Genomic DNA, 16,786 nt, shown 5'->3' with positions numbered 1-16,786 from the left:
GCGCACGGCAGCTGGAAAGGCCGCTATGAAGTTGACTGCCAAGATGCTGCTCCCGCCCCTGGGAGCGCTTGCCGTGGTGCTGGGCATCAGCCTGGTCGGCACGCTGCTGAGCCTGCGCGAGGCGGCCCGCTCCAGCGAATCGGCCCAGCAGCACAACGAGGTCTTCATGACCCTGGTGGCCGTGCAAAGCCAGCTCGGTGAGATGCATAGCGGCATCTACCGCAGCATCACCTTGATGTCCTCGATGGCGGACGCCGAGGTGCAAAAGCTGCGCGGCCGGCTCAAGGACCAGGCCAGTGGCGTGACGCGCACGCTGGCCAGCTTGGTCGAGATGCCCGGCGTGGAGGGCGAAGTGGAAGCCACGCTGAAGCGGGCGCCGGCGCTGATGCAGGCCTACCAGGCCAAGGCTGACAGCGCCATCGACCTGGCCTCGGTGGACCCCAACACCGGCATCGCCGCCATGCAAGAGGCCGAGGCCAAGTACAAGGAAGTGGCGGCCCTGGTGGCCAGCGGCGTGCAGGCCATGGGGGCGGAGCAGCAGGCGGCTGCGGCCGAGCAGTTGCAGGGGGCGCAGCGCCGTGCCTGGCTGCTGGCCTTGGTGGCCGTCCTGGCAGCCGGCGCCGGCCTGGGCCTGCTGTTGGTCAACCAGCGCCGCATCGTGGCCGACGTGAAGGCCTCGCTCACGCTCGCGGAGTCGGTGGCCGGCGGAGACCTGACGCACCGCGCCCAGCCGCAAGGCGACGACGAGCTGGCCGACCTGATGCGCGCCCTCAACCGCATGTGCGTGGAGCTGGGGCAGTCGATGGGCGAGGTCTTCCGTGTGGCCGACTCCATCCGCACCGCCTCGTCGGAGATCGCCTCCGGCAACCAGGACCTCAACACCCGTACCGAGCAAACGGCCACCAGCCTGGTGATGACCAGCTCCTCAATGTCCGAGCTGACCGGCATCGTCCAGCACAGCGCCGAGAGCGCCCAGACCGCCAACTCGCTGGCCAGCACCGCCACCCAGGTGGCCCACCGGGGCGGCAGCGTGGTGCAGCAGGTGGTGGACACCATGAACGACATCGCCAGCTCGTCCAAGCGCATCGGTGACATCATTGGCGTGATCGACGGCATCGCCTTCCAGACCAATATCCTGGCGCTGAACGCCGCTGTGGAAGCCGCCCGCGCCGGCGAGCAAGGCCGTGGCTTTGCCGTCGTGGCCGGCGAGGTGCGCAGCCTGGCCGGCCGCAGCGCCGAGGCCGCGCGCGAGATCAAGACCCTGATTGGCGCCAGCGTGGAACGTGTGGAGTCGGGCTCGCGGCTCGTACAGGACGCCGGCAGCACCATGCAGGACATCGTCGGCGCCGTCGAGCGGGTGACCGACATCATTGCCGAGATCAGCGCCAGCGCCGCCGAGCAGAGCAAGGGCATCGGCGACGTGAACAGCGCCGTGACCCAGCTCGACGAGATGACGCAGCAGAACGCCGCCCTGGTGGAGCAGAGCGCCGCCGCCACAGAGTCCCTGCGGGAGCAGGCCCAAAAGCTCAGCCAGGTGGTGGGGCACTTCAGGCTGGATTGACGCCCGGAGCAAAGCCCGGCTGATGTGACAGCGCCTTGAACCCGGCCAGGGTTTTTGGGGCGCACCCCTAATTTGCTGCACCGCACCAAATTCCGCTTGCATTCGCGGCGGCAGCCTCTATTATTCGTTTCATGCTGCAGTGCAGCAAAAATCAATCAACCGCACCGAAGGAGTTCCTCATGCTGACCCCCGAACAAGTCCTCGCGAGCCACAAGGCCAACGTCGAAACGCTCTTCGGCCTGACGAACAAGGCGTTCGAAGGCGTGGAAAAGCTGGTCGAGTTGAACCTGCAAGTCGCCCGCACCGCGCTGACCGAAGTGGCCGACACCACCACCTCGGTGCTGTCCGTCAAGGACGCCCAAGAGCTGCTGGCCCTGCAAACCGCGCTGCTGCAACCGTCCGCCGAGAAGGCTGCTTCCTACAGCCGCCATGTCTACGACATCGCCTCCGGCACCAGCACCGAAGTGGCCAAGATCGCTGAAAGCCAGCTCGCCGACGCGCAGAAGAAGTTCAACGCCCTCGTCGAAAGCACGGCCAAGAACGCCCCGGCCGGCAGCGAGAACGTGGTTGCCCTGATGAAGTCGGCCATCTCCGCCGCCAACAACGCTTTCGAGTCGGTGCAGAAGGCCACCAAGCAAGCCGTTGACGTGGCCGAAGCCAACTTCCAAGCCGCCACCACCCAAGCCGTGAAGGCCACCCAGGCCACCACGCGCAAGAAGGCCGCCTGATCGGCTGACCTTGCATGGGCTGCCTTGCAGCCCAGCCACCTCAACAAGGGTCGGACACCTCCAGGTGTCCGACCCTTGTGTCATTCTTGGCAGCGGGCCGAGGCCGTCAGCGCCAGTTGACCGGCCAGCCCCGCTGGATCGGGTCTACTTGCAGGCGATGCCACCCGAGCCTCAGCCATGCCTGAACCCCTGACCACCTACGACGGCCTGCGCCTGCACGTGCGCGATTGGGTGGCGCCGATCCCGCGTGGGCGCTTGATGCTGGTACACGGCCTGGGCGAGCATGTGGGGCGCTACGCCCACGTGGCTGCCGTGCTCAATGCCCTGGGCTGGACGGTGCGCGCCTACGACCAGCGTGGCCACGGCCGCAGCGAGGGCCCGCGTGGCGTGATCGCCAGCCCGGACGCGTTGTTGCGCGACCTGGGTGACGCGCTCGCCGGCTTTGACGGCCCGGGCCCGCTGGTGCTGCTGGGGCACAGCATGGGCGGTGCGGTGGCCGCGCGCTTCGTGGCCGAGCGCCTGCAGGCCCAGCCTGCCGCATGGGCGCAGCCGGTAGATGCCCTGGTGCTCAGCTCCCCGGCGCTGGCCGCATCGCTGTCCACCAGCCAGCAATGGATGCTGAAACTGGCGCTGCCGTTGGCACCCAACCTGGGTGTGTCGAACGGCTTGAAGCCCGAGTGGATCTGCCGCGACCCGCAGGTGGTGCAGGCCTACCTCAACGACCCCAATGTGCATGACCGCATCAGCGCCCGCCTGACGCGCTTCATCCTCGATGCCGGCGACACCGTGCGCGCGGCCGCGCCGCGCTGGCAGGTGCCCACCTTGCTGATGTGGGCCGCCCGTGACCGCTGCGTGGACGCGCGGGGCAGCGAGGCCTTTGCGGCCCAGGCGCCGGCCGGTGTGGTCACGGCCAAGGCCTGGCCAGGCCTTGCCCACGAGATCTTCAACGAGCCCGAGCAGCGCGCCGTGCTGGCCACGCTGACCGAGTGGCTCGATCAGCGCGTCTTCTCAGCCACCCGCTGACGGATCAGCGCCAAGGCGGCCTGCGCCGCCTCGCGGCCGGCCTGGATGGAACGGCGCCGGGCTGTGAAGTCCGCGCTGCCGATGCCGTCGAGCTTGGGGCGGATCACGACGTCGGCCTCGCGCAGCTCGAAGTTGTTGATGCTGCGGCCCATGATCGAAAAGGTCTGCATCAGCATCCGGAAGGCATCGCCCGGCGGGTCCTTCTCGGGCGGTGAGGAGATGTCCACCGCAATGATCAGCTGGGCGCCCATCTCACGCGCATACCGCACCGGCACCGGGGCGACGAGCCCGCCGTCCACGTACTCGTGCGTGCCAATCTTGACCGGCTGGAACACGGCGGGCACGGCGCTGGAGGCACGCACCGCCATGCCGGTGTCGCCCTGACGGAAGAGGATGGGTGCGCCGTCGCTCAGGTCCGTCGCCACGACGCCCAGCGGCAGCGGCAGTTGCTCGATGGTGCGGCCGCCGGTTTTCTCGCGCACATAGCGGGCCAGGGCCTCGCCGCGGATCAGCCCCCGGAAGGGGAAGGACCAGTCGGTGATGGCGCCCTCGTCCATGCTGTCGGCCAGCTGCGCCAGCTCCTTGCCATTGCGGCCCGAGGCATAGAGCGCCGCCACCAGGCTGCCGGCCGAGGTGCCGGTCACCAGGTCCACCTTGATACCCGCTTCCTCCAGCACCTGGATCACGCCGATGTGGGCAAAGCCGCGCGCCGCGCCGCCACCCAGGGCCAGGCCCACGCGGGGCGGCTTGGGTGCGGGCTTGGGCGGGATGGGGTCGGCAGGCGGGAGCGTCTGCGTTGGCTGGATGGGGGGCTCAGTCTGGCGCGGCGCAGGTCCTGAGGCACAAGCCGCCAGCAGCAGCGCGGCACAGGCCAGGGCGACGGTGCGCCGCCAGCATGGCAATCGCAAAAACAGTGACATCGACAGGGGCAGGAAGGGCAATGACGGGCGGCATTGTCATGGCATGTGAATTGCTGCCAATCCTGACCATCCGCCCCCCTTCCCACCCACAATCCCACGGTACGCCCTGACGTCAGGAGCCCGCATGAAGCGCTATGCAGTACCCGCTCTGGCCGCCCTGCACCTGATGGCGACGGCCGCGCCTCTGCCGGCCGACCCGCTGGAACGCCGCTGCTGGCTGGCGCACACGGCCGAGCGCACGCGCGTGGACGTGCTGCGCGAACCCATCGCGGTGCATTTCAGCAACCTCAAGTCGGGCGACTCCGTGCGCTCGCCCTTCTGGGTCGAGTTTGGCGTGCGAGGCATGGGCGTGATCCCGGCCGGCAACCCGCGCGAGCAGTCCGGGCACCACCACATCCTGATCGACACCCCGCTGCCGCGCGACCACACCGCCGCCATCCCGTTCTCCGACACGCACCGCCACTTCGGCAAGGGCCAGACGGGCGCCTTGCTCGACCTGCCGCCTGGCCGCCACACCCTGCGCCTGCTGTTTGCCGACCACGCGCACCGGCCCTACTTCGTCTTCAGCCCCGAGATCAGCATCCAGGTCACCGGCAAGCGCGCCGGCCCCGCGCCCCAGTTGGACGCCACCAACCTGGAGGCCAGTTGCACCCGCTGGTACGGCGACTACGCCAGCACCCCGCGCGACCCCGCGCTGCGCGAGGTCTACGTCAAGAACCTGCGCGCCGAGGAAGGCGTGGCCAGCCCTTTCACCGTCAGCCTCGGCGTGGTGGGCCTGGGCGTGGCGCCGGCGGGCTCCGAGGTCAAGGACACCGGCCACTTCCGCCTCCAGGTGCTGCGCGGCAGTGCCACGGCACAGTCGGTCGTGCTGGCCGATGGCCGCACCGAGACCGTGCTGGACCTCCCCGCCGGGGACTACGAGCTCCAGCCCAGCCTGCTTGACGGCAAGGGCGCGCCGCTGCTGGCGGGGACACCGTTGCGGGTGACGGTGCTGCGGCAGATGCGTTGAGCCCCCTTCCTACACTGTGGGGATGAACTGGTCTGAACTGATCCGCGAAGTGGGGCGAGGCACACGGGGCGCCCGCGATCTGGATGCCGCCACCGCCGAACACCTGATGGGCGCCATCCTCGACCGCCAGGTGCCCGACATGGAGCTGGGCGCCTTGCTGCTGTCCATGCGCATCAAGGGTGAATCGCCGCAAGAGCTGGCCGGCTTCCACGCCGCCATGCAGGCCAGAACCGCCCGGCTCGACCTGCCCCCCGGCCCGCGCTGCGTGCTGCTGCCCAGCTTCAACGGTGCGCGCAAGACGGCCAACCTCATGCCCCTGGTGGCCCTGCTGCTGGCGCGAGAAGGCGTGCCGGTCCTGATCTTCGGGCGGCACGACTTTGACAGCCGCATCAGCCCCTTTGCCTTGCTCGACGCCCTGGGCCTGCCCGCCGCCGACAGCCTGCAACAGGCCCACACCCAGCTGGCGACGCAGCGCCTGGCGGTGCTGCCCCTGCAGGCGCTCAACCCGGGCCTCGACGCCCTCATGGCGCTGCGGCCCCGCCTGGGCGTCCGCAACTCAGGCCACAGCCTGGCCAAGCTGCTGGACCCGTGCCCCGGCCGCTGCGTGCGCGTCGTGGCCGTCACCCACCCGGAATACCTGGACAGCATGTCCACCCTGCTGCCGACGATCAGCCTCGCCAGCCCCAGCCTGCTGATGCGCGCCTGCGAGGGTGAGGCCTTTGCCCACCCACGACGCCGCCCGCACCTGGTGGGCTTTACCGGCGGCCAGGCCCAACCCCTCCATGACCCGGAGGCGCCCGAGGAAGACGTGCCCTTGCTGCCCGAGATCGAGCCCGCCGCCAATGCCGCCGTGGTCCGGCGCATGGCCGACGGCGACCTGCCGGTGCCGCGCCGGGTTACAGAGCAGGTTCAGGCACTAATCAAGCTTGCTTATTCTTGATTGGCATATGACCCCAAGGATTTGTTCGTTCCTCTTGGGCGTCGCTTTGTCTAGAGTCCCGCCCTTCAAAGCAGGGAGAAGACTGTGCTTGATGGGGTAGCGATTGCAAGTGGTTTGGGGGTCGGGCTCATTGTGGGCGTCACCGGGGTGGGCGGAGGTTCGCTCATGACCCCGTTGCTGCTGTCCGTCTTCCGCCTGCCGCCCGCCATCGCGATCGGGACCGACCTGTGGTTTGCCGCGCTGACCAAGATGAGCGGCTCGGTGGCCCATGCCCGCCATGGCCACGTGAACTGGCACATCACCCGGCTGCTGCTATCCGGCTCCATCCCCGCCACGCTGCTGACGGTGGCCCTGATGCACCTGACCGGCGTCACCAAGGGCTGGGCTCAGGCCCTGACTTTTTCGCTCGGCATTGCCCTGCTGTGCACCGCCGTGGTGGTGGCCTTCAAACAGAGCTGGCAGGCGCTGGGGCTGCGGCTGGAGCGCTGGATTCCCGAATCCCGCAAGCCAGGCCTGACAATCGCGAGTGGCGCGCTGCTGGGCGTCCTGGTGTCCCTGTCGTCGATCGGCGCAGGCGCCATCGGGGCCACCCTCATCCTTCTGATCTACCCCCGCATGAAGGCACGCGACATCGTCGGTACCGACATCGCCCATGCCGTGCCCCTGACCCTGGTGGCCGGCATCGGCCACGCCACCCTGGGCAACGTCAACTGGGCCTTGCTGGCGTCGCTGCTCATCGGTTCCCTGCCCGGCATCTGGCTGGGCGCCCAACTCACGCGCAAGTTGCCCGAGGGCGTCGTGCGCGGCCTGCTCTGCGTGTCCCTGCTGATGGCCGGCTGGAAGGTCATCCACTGATCCCTGTCTATGTACGTCTACACCGCTTTTGATCGCCACTTCGTCCGCCAGCGCGCGGCCCAGTTCCGAGACCAGTTGGAGCGCCACCTGAGCGGCCAGCTCGGGGGTGACGAGTTCCGCCCGCTGCGCCTGCAAAACGGCTGGTACATCCAGCGTCACGCGCCCATGCTGCGCGTCGCCATCCCCTATGGCGAGCTGTCCAGCCGCCAGCTGCGCCAGCTGGCCCGCATCGCGCGTGAGTACGACGTGGTCTCCGAGGGCCCCTTCAAGGGCCAGGGCGGCTATGGCCACTTCACCACGCGCCAGAACCTGCAATACAACTGGATCCCGCTGCCCAAGAGCGCCGACGTGATGGAGCTGCTGGCCGACGTGGACATGCACGGCATCCAGACCAGCGGCAACTGCATCCGCAACATCACCAGCGACGTCTTTGCCGGCATCGCCACCGACGAGATCGTCGACCCGCGCCCCTATTGCGAGGTGCTGCGCCAGTGGAGCACCCTGCACCCTGAGTTCGCCCACCTGCCGCGCAAGTTCAAGATCGCCGTCAGCGGCGCCCTTGAAGACCGCGCCGCCATCGGCTGGCACGACGTGGGCCTGCAACTGCGCAAGAACGCGGCCGGCGAAGTCGGCTTCGAGGTGCTGGTGGGCGGGGGCATGGGCCGCACGCCCATCGTCGGCACCGTCATCAACAGCTTCGTGCCCTGGCAGCAGATCCTGATCTACCTGGAGGCCGTCGTCCGCGTCTACAACCTCTACGGCCGGCGCGACAACCTCTACAAGGCCCGCATCAAGATCCTCGTCAAGGCCGAGGGGCAGAAGTACTTCGACGCCGTCAACGCCGAGTTCGCCCGCATCCTGGCCGACGACGCTGGCGGCCACGAGCACATCATCCCGGACAGCGAGCTGGCCCGCGTCAAGGCCTGCTTCGTCGACCCGGCGGGCGTGGCCCCGCAGGCCGAGCCCACGCTCGACACCAGTGACAAGGCCTTTGCCCGCTGGCTGGAGCGCAATGTCCACCCGCACCGCGTGCCGGGCCTGCGCGCCGTGACACTGAGCCTCAAGCGCCTGGGCATCCCGCCCGGCGACACCTCGGCCGACGTGATGGACACCGCCGCCGCGCTGGCTGACCGCTTCAGCCTCGGCGAGCTGCGCGTCAGCCACCGCCAGAACCTGGTGCTGCCCTGGGTCAAGGCCAGCGACCTGCCCGAGCTCTTCCAGGCCGCCCGTGCCGCCGGCTTTGCCACGTCCAACGCCGGCCTGCTGACCGACCAGATCGCCTGCCCCGGCGGTGACTTCTGCGCGCTGGCCAATGCGCGCTCGCTGCCGCTCGCGGCCGAGCTGGCCGAGCGCTACCAAGACCCCGACGAGCTCGAAGCCCTGGGCGACCTCGACCTGCACATCAGCGGCTGCATCAACTCCTGCGGCCACCACCACAGCGGCCACATCGGCGTGCTCGGCGTCGACAAGGACGGTACCGAGTGGTACCAGCTGACCCTGGGTGGCAGCGATGGCTCCACCCTGTCCGGCCCCGCCGTGGCCGGCAAGGTCGTTGGCCCCAGCTTTGCGGCGGGCGAGATCGCCGATGCCATCGACGCCGTGATCGACACCTTCCAGCAGCAGCGCCAGGCCGGCGAGCGCTTCATCGATGCCTTGAAGCGCCTGGGCCACGAGCCCTTCAAGGCCGCCGCCAACGCCGTGCGCACGTCCACCGCCAAGGTTCAAGCATGAAGTTCATTGACCTCCACACCTGCCCCTGGCAACACGCCATCGGCGAAGACGGCCCCAAGCCCGACCCGGATCCCGCCCCACACCGCCTGCTCTCCCTGGAGCAATGGCACGCGGTGCGCGCCCACTGGCCGCAGGACCTGTCAGTGGCCATCGAGTTCCCGAACGACGCCGACATCGCCCAGCTCGCGCCCGACCTCGGCCGCATTGCCCTGGTGGCGCTCGACTTCCCCAAGTGGACCGACGGCCGCGCCTACTCCCAGGCCCGCGTGCTGCGTGCCCGCTTCAAGTTCAAGGGCGCCATCCGCGCCCGTGGCGAAGTGCTGGTCGACATGATGCAGCTGCTGCAGCGCACGGGCTTCGATGAAGTCGTGCTGCGTGGCGACCAATCAAAGGCCTTTGCGCAAAAGGCGCTCGACCTCTTCAACGACGTCGGCTTCTACCAGGGCGATGTGCAAGAGACGCGCCCGTGGTTCCTGCGGGGCGCCACGGCATGAGTGACGTGAGCGAAGTCAGCAGCCTGCCCTGGGCCACGCAGACATCGAGCGCCATCGGCCTCTATGCGCGCTGGAGCCCCGAGCTGGACGCCAAGATCGCGGCCGCAACCGAGCGCCTGCGCGACGCGGCTGCGGCCCATGGCGCTGGCGCCGTGCAAAGCACCAGCCTGGGCGTGGAAGATATGGTCGTCACCGACCTGATCGCCCGCGCCCAACTGCCCATCGCCATCGCCACGCTGGACACCGGCCGCCTGCATGCCGAGACCCTGGCCCTGGTGCCGCGCATCCGCGAGATCTATGGCCTTGAAGTCGCCATCTTCAGCCCGGTGCAAGAGGCGGTGATCGAGTTCGTTCGCCGCGAGGGCGATGACGCGATGCGCAAGTCCATCGAGCTGCGCAAGGCCTGCTGCGGCCTGCGCAAGATGGAGCCGCTCTCGCGCATGCTGGCCGGCCGCAGTGCCTGGATCACCGGCCTGCGCCGCGAGCAATCCGGCGCCCGCGCCGAGGTCGCCTTTGACGAGGACGACGGCCAGGGGCGGCGCAAGCTCAGCCCCATCGCCGACTGGACCTGGGCCGAGGTCTGGGCCTACGTCGAGAAGTTCAAGGTGCCCTACAACCCGTTGCATGACGAGTTCATGCCGTCCATTGGCTGCGCGCCCTGCACCCGCGCCATCGCCGTGGGTGAGGACTTCCGCGCCGGCCGCTGGTGGTGGGAAGAGAGTTCCAAGGAGTGCGGTCTGCACGTCAAAACATGAATGCTGCTTTGAAACCCGAACAACTGATCGCCGACGTCGATCACGCCCATCTGGATGCCCTCGAAGAAGAGGCCATCTTCATCCTGCGCGAGGTCGCGGCCAGCTTCGAGCGCCCGGCCCTGCTCTTCTCGGGCGGCAAGGACTCCTGCGTGGTGCTGCGCCTTGCGGAGAAGGCCTTCAAGCTCAGGGACGCATCGCACCCGAGCGGCTTCAAGGGCAGCCTGCCCTTCCCTCTGGTGCACATCGACACCGGCCACAACTTCCCCGAGGTCATCACCTTCCGTGACCAGCGCGTGGCCGAGATGGAAGAGCGCCTGGTCGTCGGCCACCTCGAAGACTCCATCGCCAAGGGCACCATCCGCCTGGCGCACCCGCTTGAGAGCCGCAACGGCCACCAGACGGTGACCCTGCTGGAGACCATCGAGGAGCACAAGTTCGATGCCCTCATCGGCGGCGCCCGCCGTGATGAAGAGAAGGCCCGCGCCAAGGAGCGCATCTTCAGCCACCGCGATTCCTTCGGCCAATGGCAGCCCAAGGAGCAGCGGCCCGAGCTGTGGACCCTGTTCAACACCCGCATCCGCCCGGGCGAGCACTTCCGCTGCTTCCCCATCAGCAACTGGACCGAGCTCGACGTCTGGCTCTACATCGCCCGCGAGAACATCCCGCTGCCGCCGATGTACTTCGCGCACCAGCGCCAGGTAATGCGCCGCAAGGGCCTGCTGGTGCCCTTGACCGACGTGACCCCGCCGCTCGAAGGCGAGACGGTTGAGACCGTGGAGGTGCGCTTCCGCACCGTGGGCGACATGACCTGCACCTGCCCGGTCGAGAGCCCGGCCCGCAACGCCATCGATGTGGTGGCCGAGACCCTGACCGTCACCGTGAGCGAACGCGGTGCCACCCGGATGGACGACCGCACCAGCGAAGCCTCCATGGAAAAGCGCAAGAAGGAAGGCTATTTCTGATGCAAGCCTTGAGATTCCTCACCGCCGGTTCGGTTGACGACGGCAAGTCCACCCTGATCGGCCGCCTGCTGTTCGACAGCCAGGCCATCCTTGCTGACCAGCTCGACACCCTGGAGCGCCGCGCGGCCGGCAGCCCCATCGATCTGTCCCTGCTGACCGACGGCCTGGAGGCCGAGCGCGAGCAAGGCATCACCATCGACGTGGCCTACCGCTACTTCGCGACCCGCACGCGCAAGTTCATCATTGCCGACGCCCCGGGCCACGAGCAGTACACCCGCAACATGGTCACCGCCGCCGCCGGCAGTGATGCCGCCGTGGTGCTGGTCGACGTGACCAAGCTGGACCTGAGCCAGGACGACGTCGAGCTGCTGCCGCAAACGCGCCGCCACAGCCTGCTGGCGCACCTGCTGCGCGTGCCAAGCATCGTGTTCGCGGTCAACAAGATCGACGCGCTGGACAACCCCGGCCCCGGCTTTGCCAAGGTCAAGACCGCGCTCGAAGCCTTTGCCAAGGCAGCCGGTCTCAACGTTGTCGCCACCATCCCGGTGAGCGCGCTGCGCGGTGACAACGTGACCCAGCCGCTGGCCTCGGACTGGTGGCAGGGCGAGTCCCTGCTGCAAGTGCTGGAACGCCTGCCCACGCTGCAGGAGCGCGCCGACGCCCCGCTGTCGCTGCCCGTGCAGTACGTGCAGAAGGACGCCTACCAGAGCTCGGGCACCGGCTTCCAGCCGCGCGTGCTGTGGGGCCGCATTGCGCACGGCGCCGTCAAGGCCGGCGACACCATCGAGGTGCTGCCCTCCCGCCAGACCGCCATCGTTGCCGAAGTTCGCGTGGCAAGCGAGGTGGTGGGTGCAGCCGCCGCCGGTACCTCAGCAGGCCTGGTGCTCGACCGCCAGCTCGACGTGAGCCGCGGCGACTGGATCGTCACCCCCGGCTCTGCGAGCGCCACCCGCCAGTTCCCGGCTACGCTCGCCTGGCTCGACACCGAGCCCGCCAAGCCCGGCCGCAAGTACTGGGTGCGCCACGGCAACCGCTGGGTCCAGGCCCGCATCAGCAGCATCGACTCGGTGCTCGACATCCACAGCCTGGCCACCCGCGAGGCCCACGAGCTGCCGGTCAATGCCATCGGCAAGGTCACGATGGAAGTGCAGCACGAGCTGCCCGTCGAGCCCTTCACCAGCAACCGCGTCGGCGGCGCGCTGATCGTCGTCGACCCGGCCAGCCATCGCACCAGCGGTGCCCTGCTCGTGGACGCAGCCCCGGTCACGACCGAGGAAGACTGGTAAGGCGCGGACCAGCGTGGGCAAGGTTCTCTTCGTCAGCGCCGGCCCGGGCAGTGCCGACCTCATCACCGTGCGTGGCGCCCGCGCGCTGGCCGACGCCGAAGTCGTGCTCTACGACGCCCTGGCCGACGCCGAGCTGCGCAGCTATGCCCCGCACGCGCGCTGGGTCAATGTCGGCAAGCGCGGCTTCGAGCATTCGGCCAAGCAGAGCGAGATCAACGCCCTGCTGGTCGAAACCGCACGCCAGCACGGCGTGGTGGTGCGGCTCAAGGGCGGCGACGCCAGCGTCTTCGGGCGGCTGGAAGAAGAGCTGATCGCGCTGGCAGAAGCCGGGCTGGACTGCGAGGTCATCCCTGGCGTCACCGCCGCCCTTGCCGCCGCCGCGCAAGCCCAGCGCCCGCTCACACGGCGCGGGCGCGGGCGCACCGTCAGCCTCTCGACCGCCATGACCGAAGCCGGCCAATTGCGCGCGGCCAACACGGCGGACACCGAAGTCTTCTACATGGCCGGCCGCCAACTGCCCGAATTGGCGACCTTGCTGCAGCGGGCTGGCTGGCCGGCCGACACACCGGCCCTGGTCGTCTCGCACGCCGGGCGGCCCGATGCGCTGAGCAGCGAGCACCTGGTGGCCCAGCTCGCCGAGGCCGCCGCCCAGCATGCTGAGCGGCCGACCATCGTCGTCGTTGGCGCCGGCGGATCACCCCTGTGCAGCAACCCCGCCCCGGGCAAACCCGAGCGCGCCGCCTAGAATTCAGCTTTCGCCCCAAGCCAGGGCGACTCCATCCACCCCCGACCTCCCGACCGTTCACCATGACCCACGTCGTCACCGAAGCCTGCATCCGCTGCAAGTACACCGATTGCGTCGATGTCTGCCCCGTGGACTGCTTCCGCGAAGGCCCCAACTTCCTCTCCATCGACCCCGACGAGTGCATCGACTGCGCGGTCTGCATCCCCGAGTGCCCGGTGAACGCCATCGTGCCCGAGGAGGACGTGACCGGCGACCAGCAGCACATGATCAAGCTCAACGCCGACCTGTCCAAGAAGTGGCCCTCCATCACCAAGCGCAAGGCGGCACTGCCCGACGCTGATGACTGGAAGGACAAGACCGGCAAGCTTGGCGAATTGATCCGCTGAACCTGACGGCCCCTCGTCCAGACGCGCAGCGCTGAACGCGTGCGAGCCTGGCCGGTCCCCCGAGGGGACGAGATGGCGAGCGGCATCGAGCCGCGCGCCATCGCAATCGGGCCGGCTTGGGGCGGCCCGGCGCTCGGCCCCAAACTCACCTGCAGAGTCCGCCCATGAATGGACAGCCACTGATCGAAACCGACGCCGTTGTTATCGGCGCGGGCCCGGTCGGGCTGTTCCAGGTCTTTCAGCTCGGTCTGCAAGAGATCCGCGCCCACGTCATCGACAGCCTGCCCCATGCGGGCGGCCAGTGCGTCGAGCTCTACCCCGACAAGCCCATCTACGACGTCCCTGGCCTGCCTGTCTGCACGGGTCAAGAGCTGGCGGACCGATTGCTGCAGCAGGCCCGGCCCTTTGCGCCGGAGTTCCACCTCGGCCAGGAAGTCAGTCAGCTCAGCCGCGAGGCGGATGGGCGTTGGCGGGTCGAGACGGCCAGCGGCACACGCCTGCTGAGCAAGACTGTCTTCATCGCCGGCGGCGTCGGCAGCTTCCAGCCCCGGCGCCTGCGGCTGGAGGGCATCGAGCCCTTCGAGGGCCGCTCTCTGCACTACCGGCCCACCGAGGCCGCGCGCTTTGTCGGCCGACAGATGATCGTGCTGGGTGGGGACGCCCCCGCCGTGCGCTGGGCGCTGACCCTGGCCACCGGCCCGGCGCCTGCCGCCAGCGTGACCCTGGTCCACCGCCGCGATGCCCTGCGCGCCGAGCCGGCCGATCTGGCCGCCCTGCAGACCCTGCGCGAGGCCGGCACGCTGCGCTTCGTGGCCGGGCAGCCCATCGGCTTCCAGGGCCTTGACGGCCAACTGAGCCACCTGCGCCTGGCCACGCCCGAAGGCGCCGAGGTGGACCTGCCCTGCACCGACGTGATCGCCTGCCTGGGCCTCTCGCCCAAGCTCGGGCCCATTGCGAACTGGGGCCTGGCCATGGAGCACAAGTTGCTCAGCGTGGACCCGGCCCGCTTCGAGACCAGCGAGCCGGGCATCTTTGCGGTGGGCGACGTCAACACCTACCCGGGCAAGCGCAAGCTGCTGGTCTGCGGCTTCCACGAGGCGACGCTGGCGGCCTTTGCGGCGGTGGAGACCGTGTTCCCGGGCAAGCGGGTGCTGCTGCAGTACACGACCACGAGCCCCAGGCTGCATCAGCTGCTCGGCGTGGCGCCCGCGCCAACTGGCGACTAGGGCCTGTTAACACTACGGCAATGGGTCGCGAAGGCCCGCCACCGGGGGCCAATCAAGGCGCGGCTCGCCGCCCGCACTCGCGTGCGGGCCAGAGGCGCAACGCCGAGTGGCCCCCGGTGGCGGGCCTTCCCGGAGGGTTGTGATCAAAACAACCGCTGGCGGCGTTGCAAATCCTCGTCGGGGGCCGACCCCGACTTGCGGTTTGCGCCTTGCCTGCAGCTGTTTTGAACACAACGCGACCCATTGCCGTAGTGTTAACAGGCCCTAAACAAGCGCCTTCGTCGCTGCTGTTTCTTTGGGCTGCACTCAGCGTTGCGGGATAGCGCCCATGCATTCCAGGGCGGCAGTCCCTAGACTGCCCAGCAGGCCGCTCTGAACCTCCAATACCACTGATGCATCGCCCCACACCCGCCTTCCAAATCGCCCCATGGCTTGCCGCTAGTGCTGCCGCCCTGGCGCTGCTGGCTTCTGCCTCCGCTGCCGACAAGCCAAGCCCCTCGCTTCAACTCAACCAGGTCGGATATCTGCCAGGCGGCGCCAAGTGGGCGGCGTTGAGCAGCCCCGCGCCGGCGCAGGCTGACGGCTTTTCCGTCGTCGACGCGCGCACCGGCAAGACGGTGTTCACCGGCACGCTGGGCGCGGCTGCGGAGTGGCCGCTGTCCAAGGAGGCGGTGCGCCTGGCCGACTTTGGGGCCTTGCGCGCGCCGGGCAGCTACCAGTTGCGGGTGGCCGGCTTGCCCGATTCAGCGCCGTTCTCGATTTCGGACACCGCATACGAAGCGGTCACCCGTGCTGCGGTCCGCGCGTACTACCTGAACCGCGCCAGCATCGAACTCAAGCCCGAGCACGCGGGCGAGTTTGCGCGGCCTGCCGGGCACCCGGACACCGTGGTGCGCATCCATGCCTCGGCCGCCGGCCCCAAGCGCAAGGAGGGTGACCTGATCTCGTCGCCCAAGGGCTGGTACGACGCGGGCGACTACAACAAGTACATCGTCAACTCGGGCATCACGGTCTACACGCTGCTGGCAGCGTACGAGCATCACCCGGCCTACTTCCAGAAGCTGGCGCTGAACATTCCCGAGACCGGCAATGGTCTGCCCGACCTGCTGAACGAGGTGCTCTGGAACCTCGACTGGATGCTGACCATGCAGGACCCCGACGACGGCGGGGTCTATCACAAGCTGACGGACCTGCGCTTCGACGGCATGCAGCTGCCGCATCACAGCAAGACTGAACGCTACGTCGTCATGAAGACGACGGCCGCCGCGCTCGACTTTGCGGCGGTGATGGCGCAGGCCAGCCGCGTATTCAAGGCCTTTGAAGCGCAGCGGCCCGGCCTCTCGGCCCGCGCGCTGAAGGCCGCGCAGAACGCCTGGGCCTGGGCCAAGGCCCACCCCGACGTGCGCTACCGCCAGCCGGCCGATGTGCGCACCGGCGCCTATGGCGACGAAGACCTGCGCGATGAATTCGTGTGGGCCGCTGCCGAGCTCTTCGTGAGCACGGGCGACGCGAGCTACCTGCCGGCGCCGCAGCAACTGCCGCCCAAGCTGCTGGTGCCGTCCTGGAACGAGGTGGCCGCGCTCGGGTGGATGACCCTGGCCCATCACCGCAGCCTGCTGCCCGACGCGCCCGGCCCCTTCTCGCTGGCCAAGCTGGTGCCCACCCGCATCACCGCCCTGGCCCAGGAGCTGGCCGACGACTGGCAGACCTCGCCCTACCGCACCACGCTGCGCCGCAGCGACTTCGTCTGGGGCAGCAATGCCGTGGTGATGAACCAGGCCATGATGCTGCTGCAGGGCTACGAGCTGACGGGCGAGCGCCGCATGCTGGACGCTGCCCAGGCCGCGCTCGACTACGTGCTGGGCCGCAACGCGACCAACATCTCGCAGGTCACGGGCTTGGGGTCCAACCCCGCCAAGAACCCCCACCACCGCCCCTCGGGCGGCTATGGCAAGGCGGTGCCGGGCTTCCTGGTGGGCGGCCCCAACCCCAATCTGCAGGACAAGGCCCAGTGCCCGCCCTACCCCTCCACCGAGGTGGCCAAGGCTTACCTGGACCACCTCTGCAGCTTTGCCAGCAACGAGATCGCGATCAACTGGAACGCGCCTCTCGTCTATGTGTCCGCCGCGCTCGAAGCCCTCACCCCACCTTCCGAGAAGAAGTAA

The 16,786-nt window shown here is 68.8% G+C and carries 16 protein-coding genes; 15 read left to right on the top strand and 1 reads right to left on the bottom strand.

Annotated elements, in window-relative coordinates; genetic code table 11:
* Nucleotides 1-25 precede the first annotated feature (25 nt).
* The 3 genes from ABDJ85_RS11505 (at nucleotide 26) to ABDJ85_RS11495 (ending at nucleotide 3,312) form a co-directional block, all read left to right on the top strand.
* Entirely contained in the window at nucleotides 26-1,561 is a 1,536-nt protein-coding gene (locus ABDJ85_RS11505) for a methyl-accepting chemotaxis protein (protein ID WP_347704922.1), read from the top strand.
* A 179-nt stretch (nucleotides 1,562-1,740) separates the two neighbouring features.
* Nucleotides 1,741-2,289 (top strand): phasin family protein, encoded by a 549-nt coding sequence (locus ABDJ85_RS11500; RefSeq protein WP_347704921.1) that lies wholly within the window; start codon nucleotides 1,741-1,743, stop codon nucleotides 2,287-2,289.
* Between the two features lie 177 nt (nucleotides 2,290-2,466).
* Nucleotides 2,467-3,312 carry an alpha/beta hydrolase gene (locus ABDJ85_RS11495; RefSeq protein WP_347704920.1) on the top strand — a complete coding sequence of 282 codons (846 nt, stop codon included), beginning with the start codon at nucleotides 2,467-2,469 and terminating at the stop codon, nucleotides 3,310-3,312.
* Here ABDJ85_RS11495 and ABDJ85_RS11490 read toward each other — a convergent pair.
* Nucleotides 3,285-4,232, bottom strand: coding sequence for a patatin-like phospholipase family protein (locus ABDJ85_RS11490; protein WP_347704919.1), 948 nt, complete (start codon nucleotides 4,230-4,232; stop codon nucleotides 3,285-3,287). The two genes, ABDJ85_RS11495 and ABDJ85_RS11490, sit on opposite strands and share 28 nt — an antisense overlap.
* Nucleotides 4,233-4,356: 124 nt before the next feature.
* On the opposite strand from ABDJ85_RS11490, the gene ABDJ85_RS11485 reads away from it, so the two are divergent.
* The 12 genes from ABDJ85_RS11485 (at nucleotide 4,357) to ABDJ85_RS11430 (ending at nucleotide 16,786) form a co-directional block, all read left to right on the top strand.
* Nucleotides 4,357-5,241 carry a DUF4399 domain-containing protein gene (locus tag ABDJ85_RS11485; RefSeq protein WP_347704918.1) on the top strand — a complete coding sequence of 295 codons (885 nt, stop codon included), beginning with the start codon at nucleotides 4,357-4,359 and terminating at the stop codon, nucleotides 5,239-5,241.
* A 22-nt stretch (nucleotides 5,242-5,263) separates the two neighbouring features.
* The gene (ybiB, locus tag ABDJ85_RS11480; RefSeq protein ID WP_347704917.1) at nucleotides 5,264-6,181 is read left to right on the top strand and encodes a DNA-binding protein YbiB; all 918 of its coding nucleotides are present in this window, start codon (nucleotides 5,264-5,266) and stop codon (nucleotides 6,179-6,181) included.
* An 84-nt stretch (nucleotides 6,182-6,265) separates the two neighbouring features.
* Entirely contained in the window at nucleotides 6,266-7,036 is a 771-nt protein-coding gene (locus tag ABDJ85_RS11475) for a sulfite exporter TauE/SafE family protein (protein WP_347704916.1), read from the top strand.
* A 9-nt stretch (nucleotides 7,037-7,045) separates the two neighbouring features.
* The gene (locus ABDJ85_RS11470; RefSeq protein ID WP_347704915.1) at nucleotides 7,046-8,767 is read left to right on the top strand and encodes a nitrite/sulfite reductase; all 1,722 of its coding nucleotides are present in this window, start codon (nucleotides 7,046-7,048) and stop codon (nucleotides 8,765-8,767) included.
* Nucleotides 8,764-9,261: a DUF934 domain-containing protein gene (locus ABDJ85_RS11465; protein ID WP_347704914.1), complete on the top strand. Its 498-nt coding sequence runs from the start codon at nucleotides 8,764-8,766 to the stop codon at nucleotides 9,259-9,261. Before ABDJ85_RS11470 ends, ABDJ85_RS11465 begins: the two co-directional genes overlap by 4 nt.
* Nucleotides 9,258-10,016 (top strand): phosphoadenylyl-sulfate reductase, encoded by a 759-nt coding sequence (locus tag ABDJ85_RS11460; protein ID WP_347704913.1) that lies wholly within the window; start codon nucleotides 9,258-9,260, stop codon nucleotides 10,014-10,016. The genes ABDJ85_RS11465 and ABDJ85_RS11460 overlap by 4 nt, the downstream gene beginning before the upstream one ends.
* On the top strand, nucleotides 10,013-10,978 hold the full coding sequence (gene cysD / locus ABDJ85_RS11455) for a sulfate adenylyltransferase subunit CysD (RefSeq protein WP_347704912.1): 966 nt from the start codon (nucleotides 10,013-10,015) through the stop codon (nucleotides 10,976-10,978). The genes ABDJ85_RS11460 and cysD overlap by 4 nt, the downstream gene beginning before the upstream one ends.
* The gene (locus tag ABDJ85_RS11450; protein ID WP_347704911.1) at nucleotides 10,978-12,264 is read left to right on the top strand and encodes a sulfate adenylyltransferase subunit 1; all 1,287 of its coding nucleotides are present in this window, start codon (nucleotides 10,978-10,980) and stop codon (nucleotides 12,262-12,264) included. The genes cysD and ABDJ85_RS11450 overlap by 1 nt, the downstream gene beginning before the upstream one ends.
* A 13-nt stretch (nucleotides 12,265-12,277) precedes the next feature.
* The gene (cobA, locus tag ABDJ85_RS11445) at nucleotides 12,278-13,009 is read left to right on the top strand and encodes a uroporphyrinogen-III C-methyltransferase (RefSeq protein WP_347704910.1); all 732 of its coding nucleotides are present in this window, start codon (nucleotides 12,278-12,280) and stop codon (nucleotides 13,007-13,009) included.
* Between the two features lie 62 nt (nucleotides 13,010-13,071).
* Nucleotides 13,072-13,395, top strand: a complete 324-nt coding sequence (fdxA, locus tag ABDJ85_RS11440) for a ferredoxin FdxA (protein ID WP_347704909.1) — start codon at nucleotides 13,072-13,074, stop codon at nucleotides 13,393-13,395.
* Nucleotides 13,396-13,559: 164 nt separating this feature from the next.
* Nucleotides 13,560-14,621 carry an NAD(P)/FAD-dependent oxidoreductase gene (locus tag ABDJ85_RS11435; RefSeq protein WP_347704908.1) on the top strand — a complete coding sequence of 354 codons (1,062 nt, stop codon included), beginning with the start codon at nucleotides 13,560-13,562 and terminating at the stop codon, nucleotides 14,619-14,621.
* A 392-nt stretch (nucleotides 14,622-15,013) separates the two neighbouring features.
* Nucleotides 15,014-16,786: a glycoside hydrolase family 9 protein gene (locus tag ABDJ85_RS11430; RefSeq protein ID WP_347704907.1), complete on the top strand. Its 1,773-nt coding sequence runs from the start codon at nucleotides 15,014-15,016 to the stop codon at nucleotides 16,784-16,786.

It is taken from the genome of Roseateles paludis (genome assembly GCF_039872745.1).
Lineage (GTDB): Bacteria > Pseudomonadota > Gammaproteobacteria > Burkholderiales > Burkholderiaceae_C > Pelomonas > Pelomonas paludis.
This window is presented reverse-complemented; position numbering and strand designations above follow the sequence as displayed.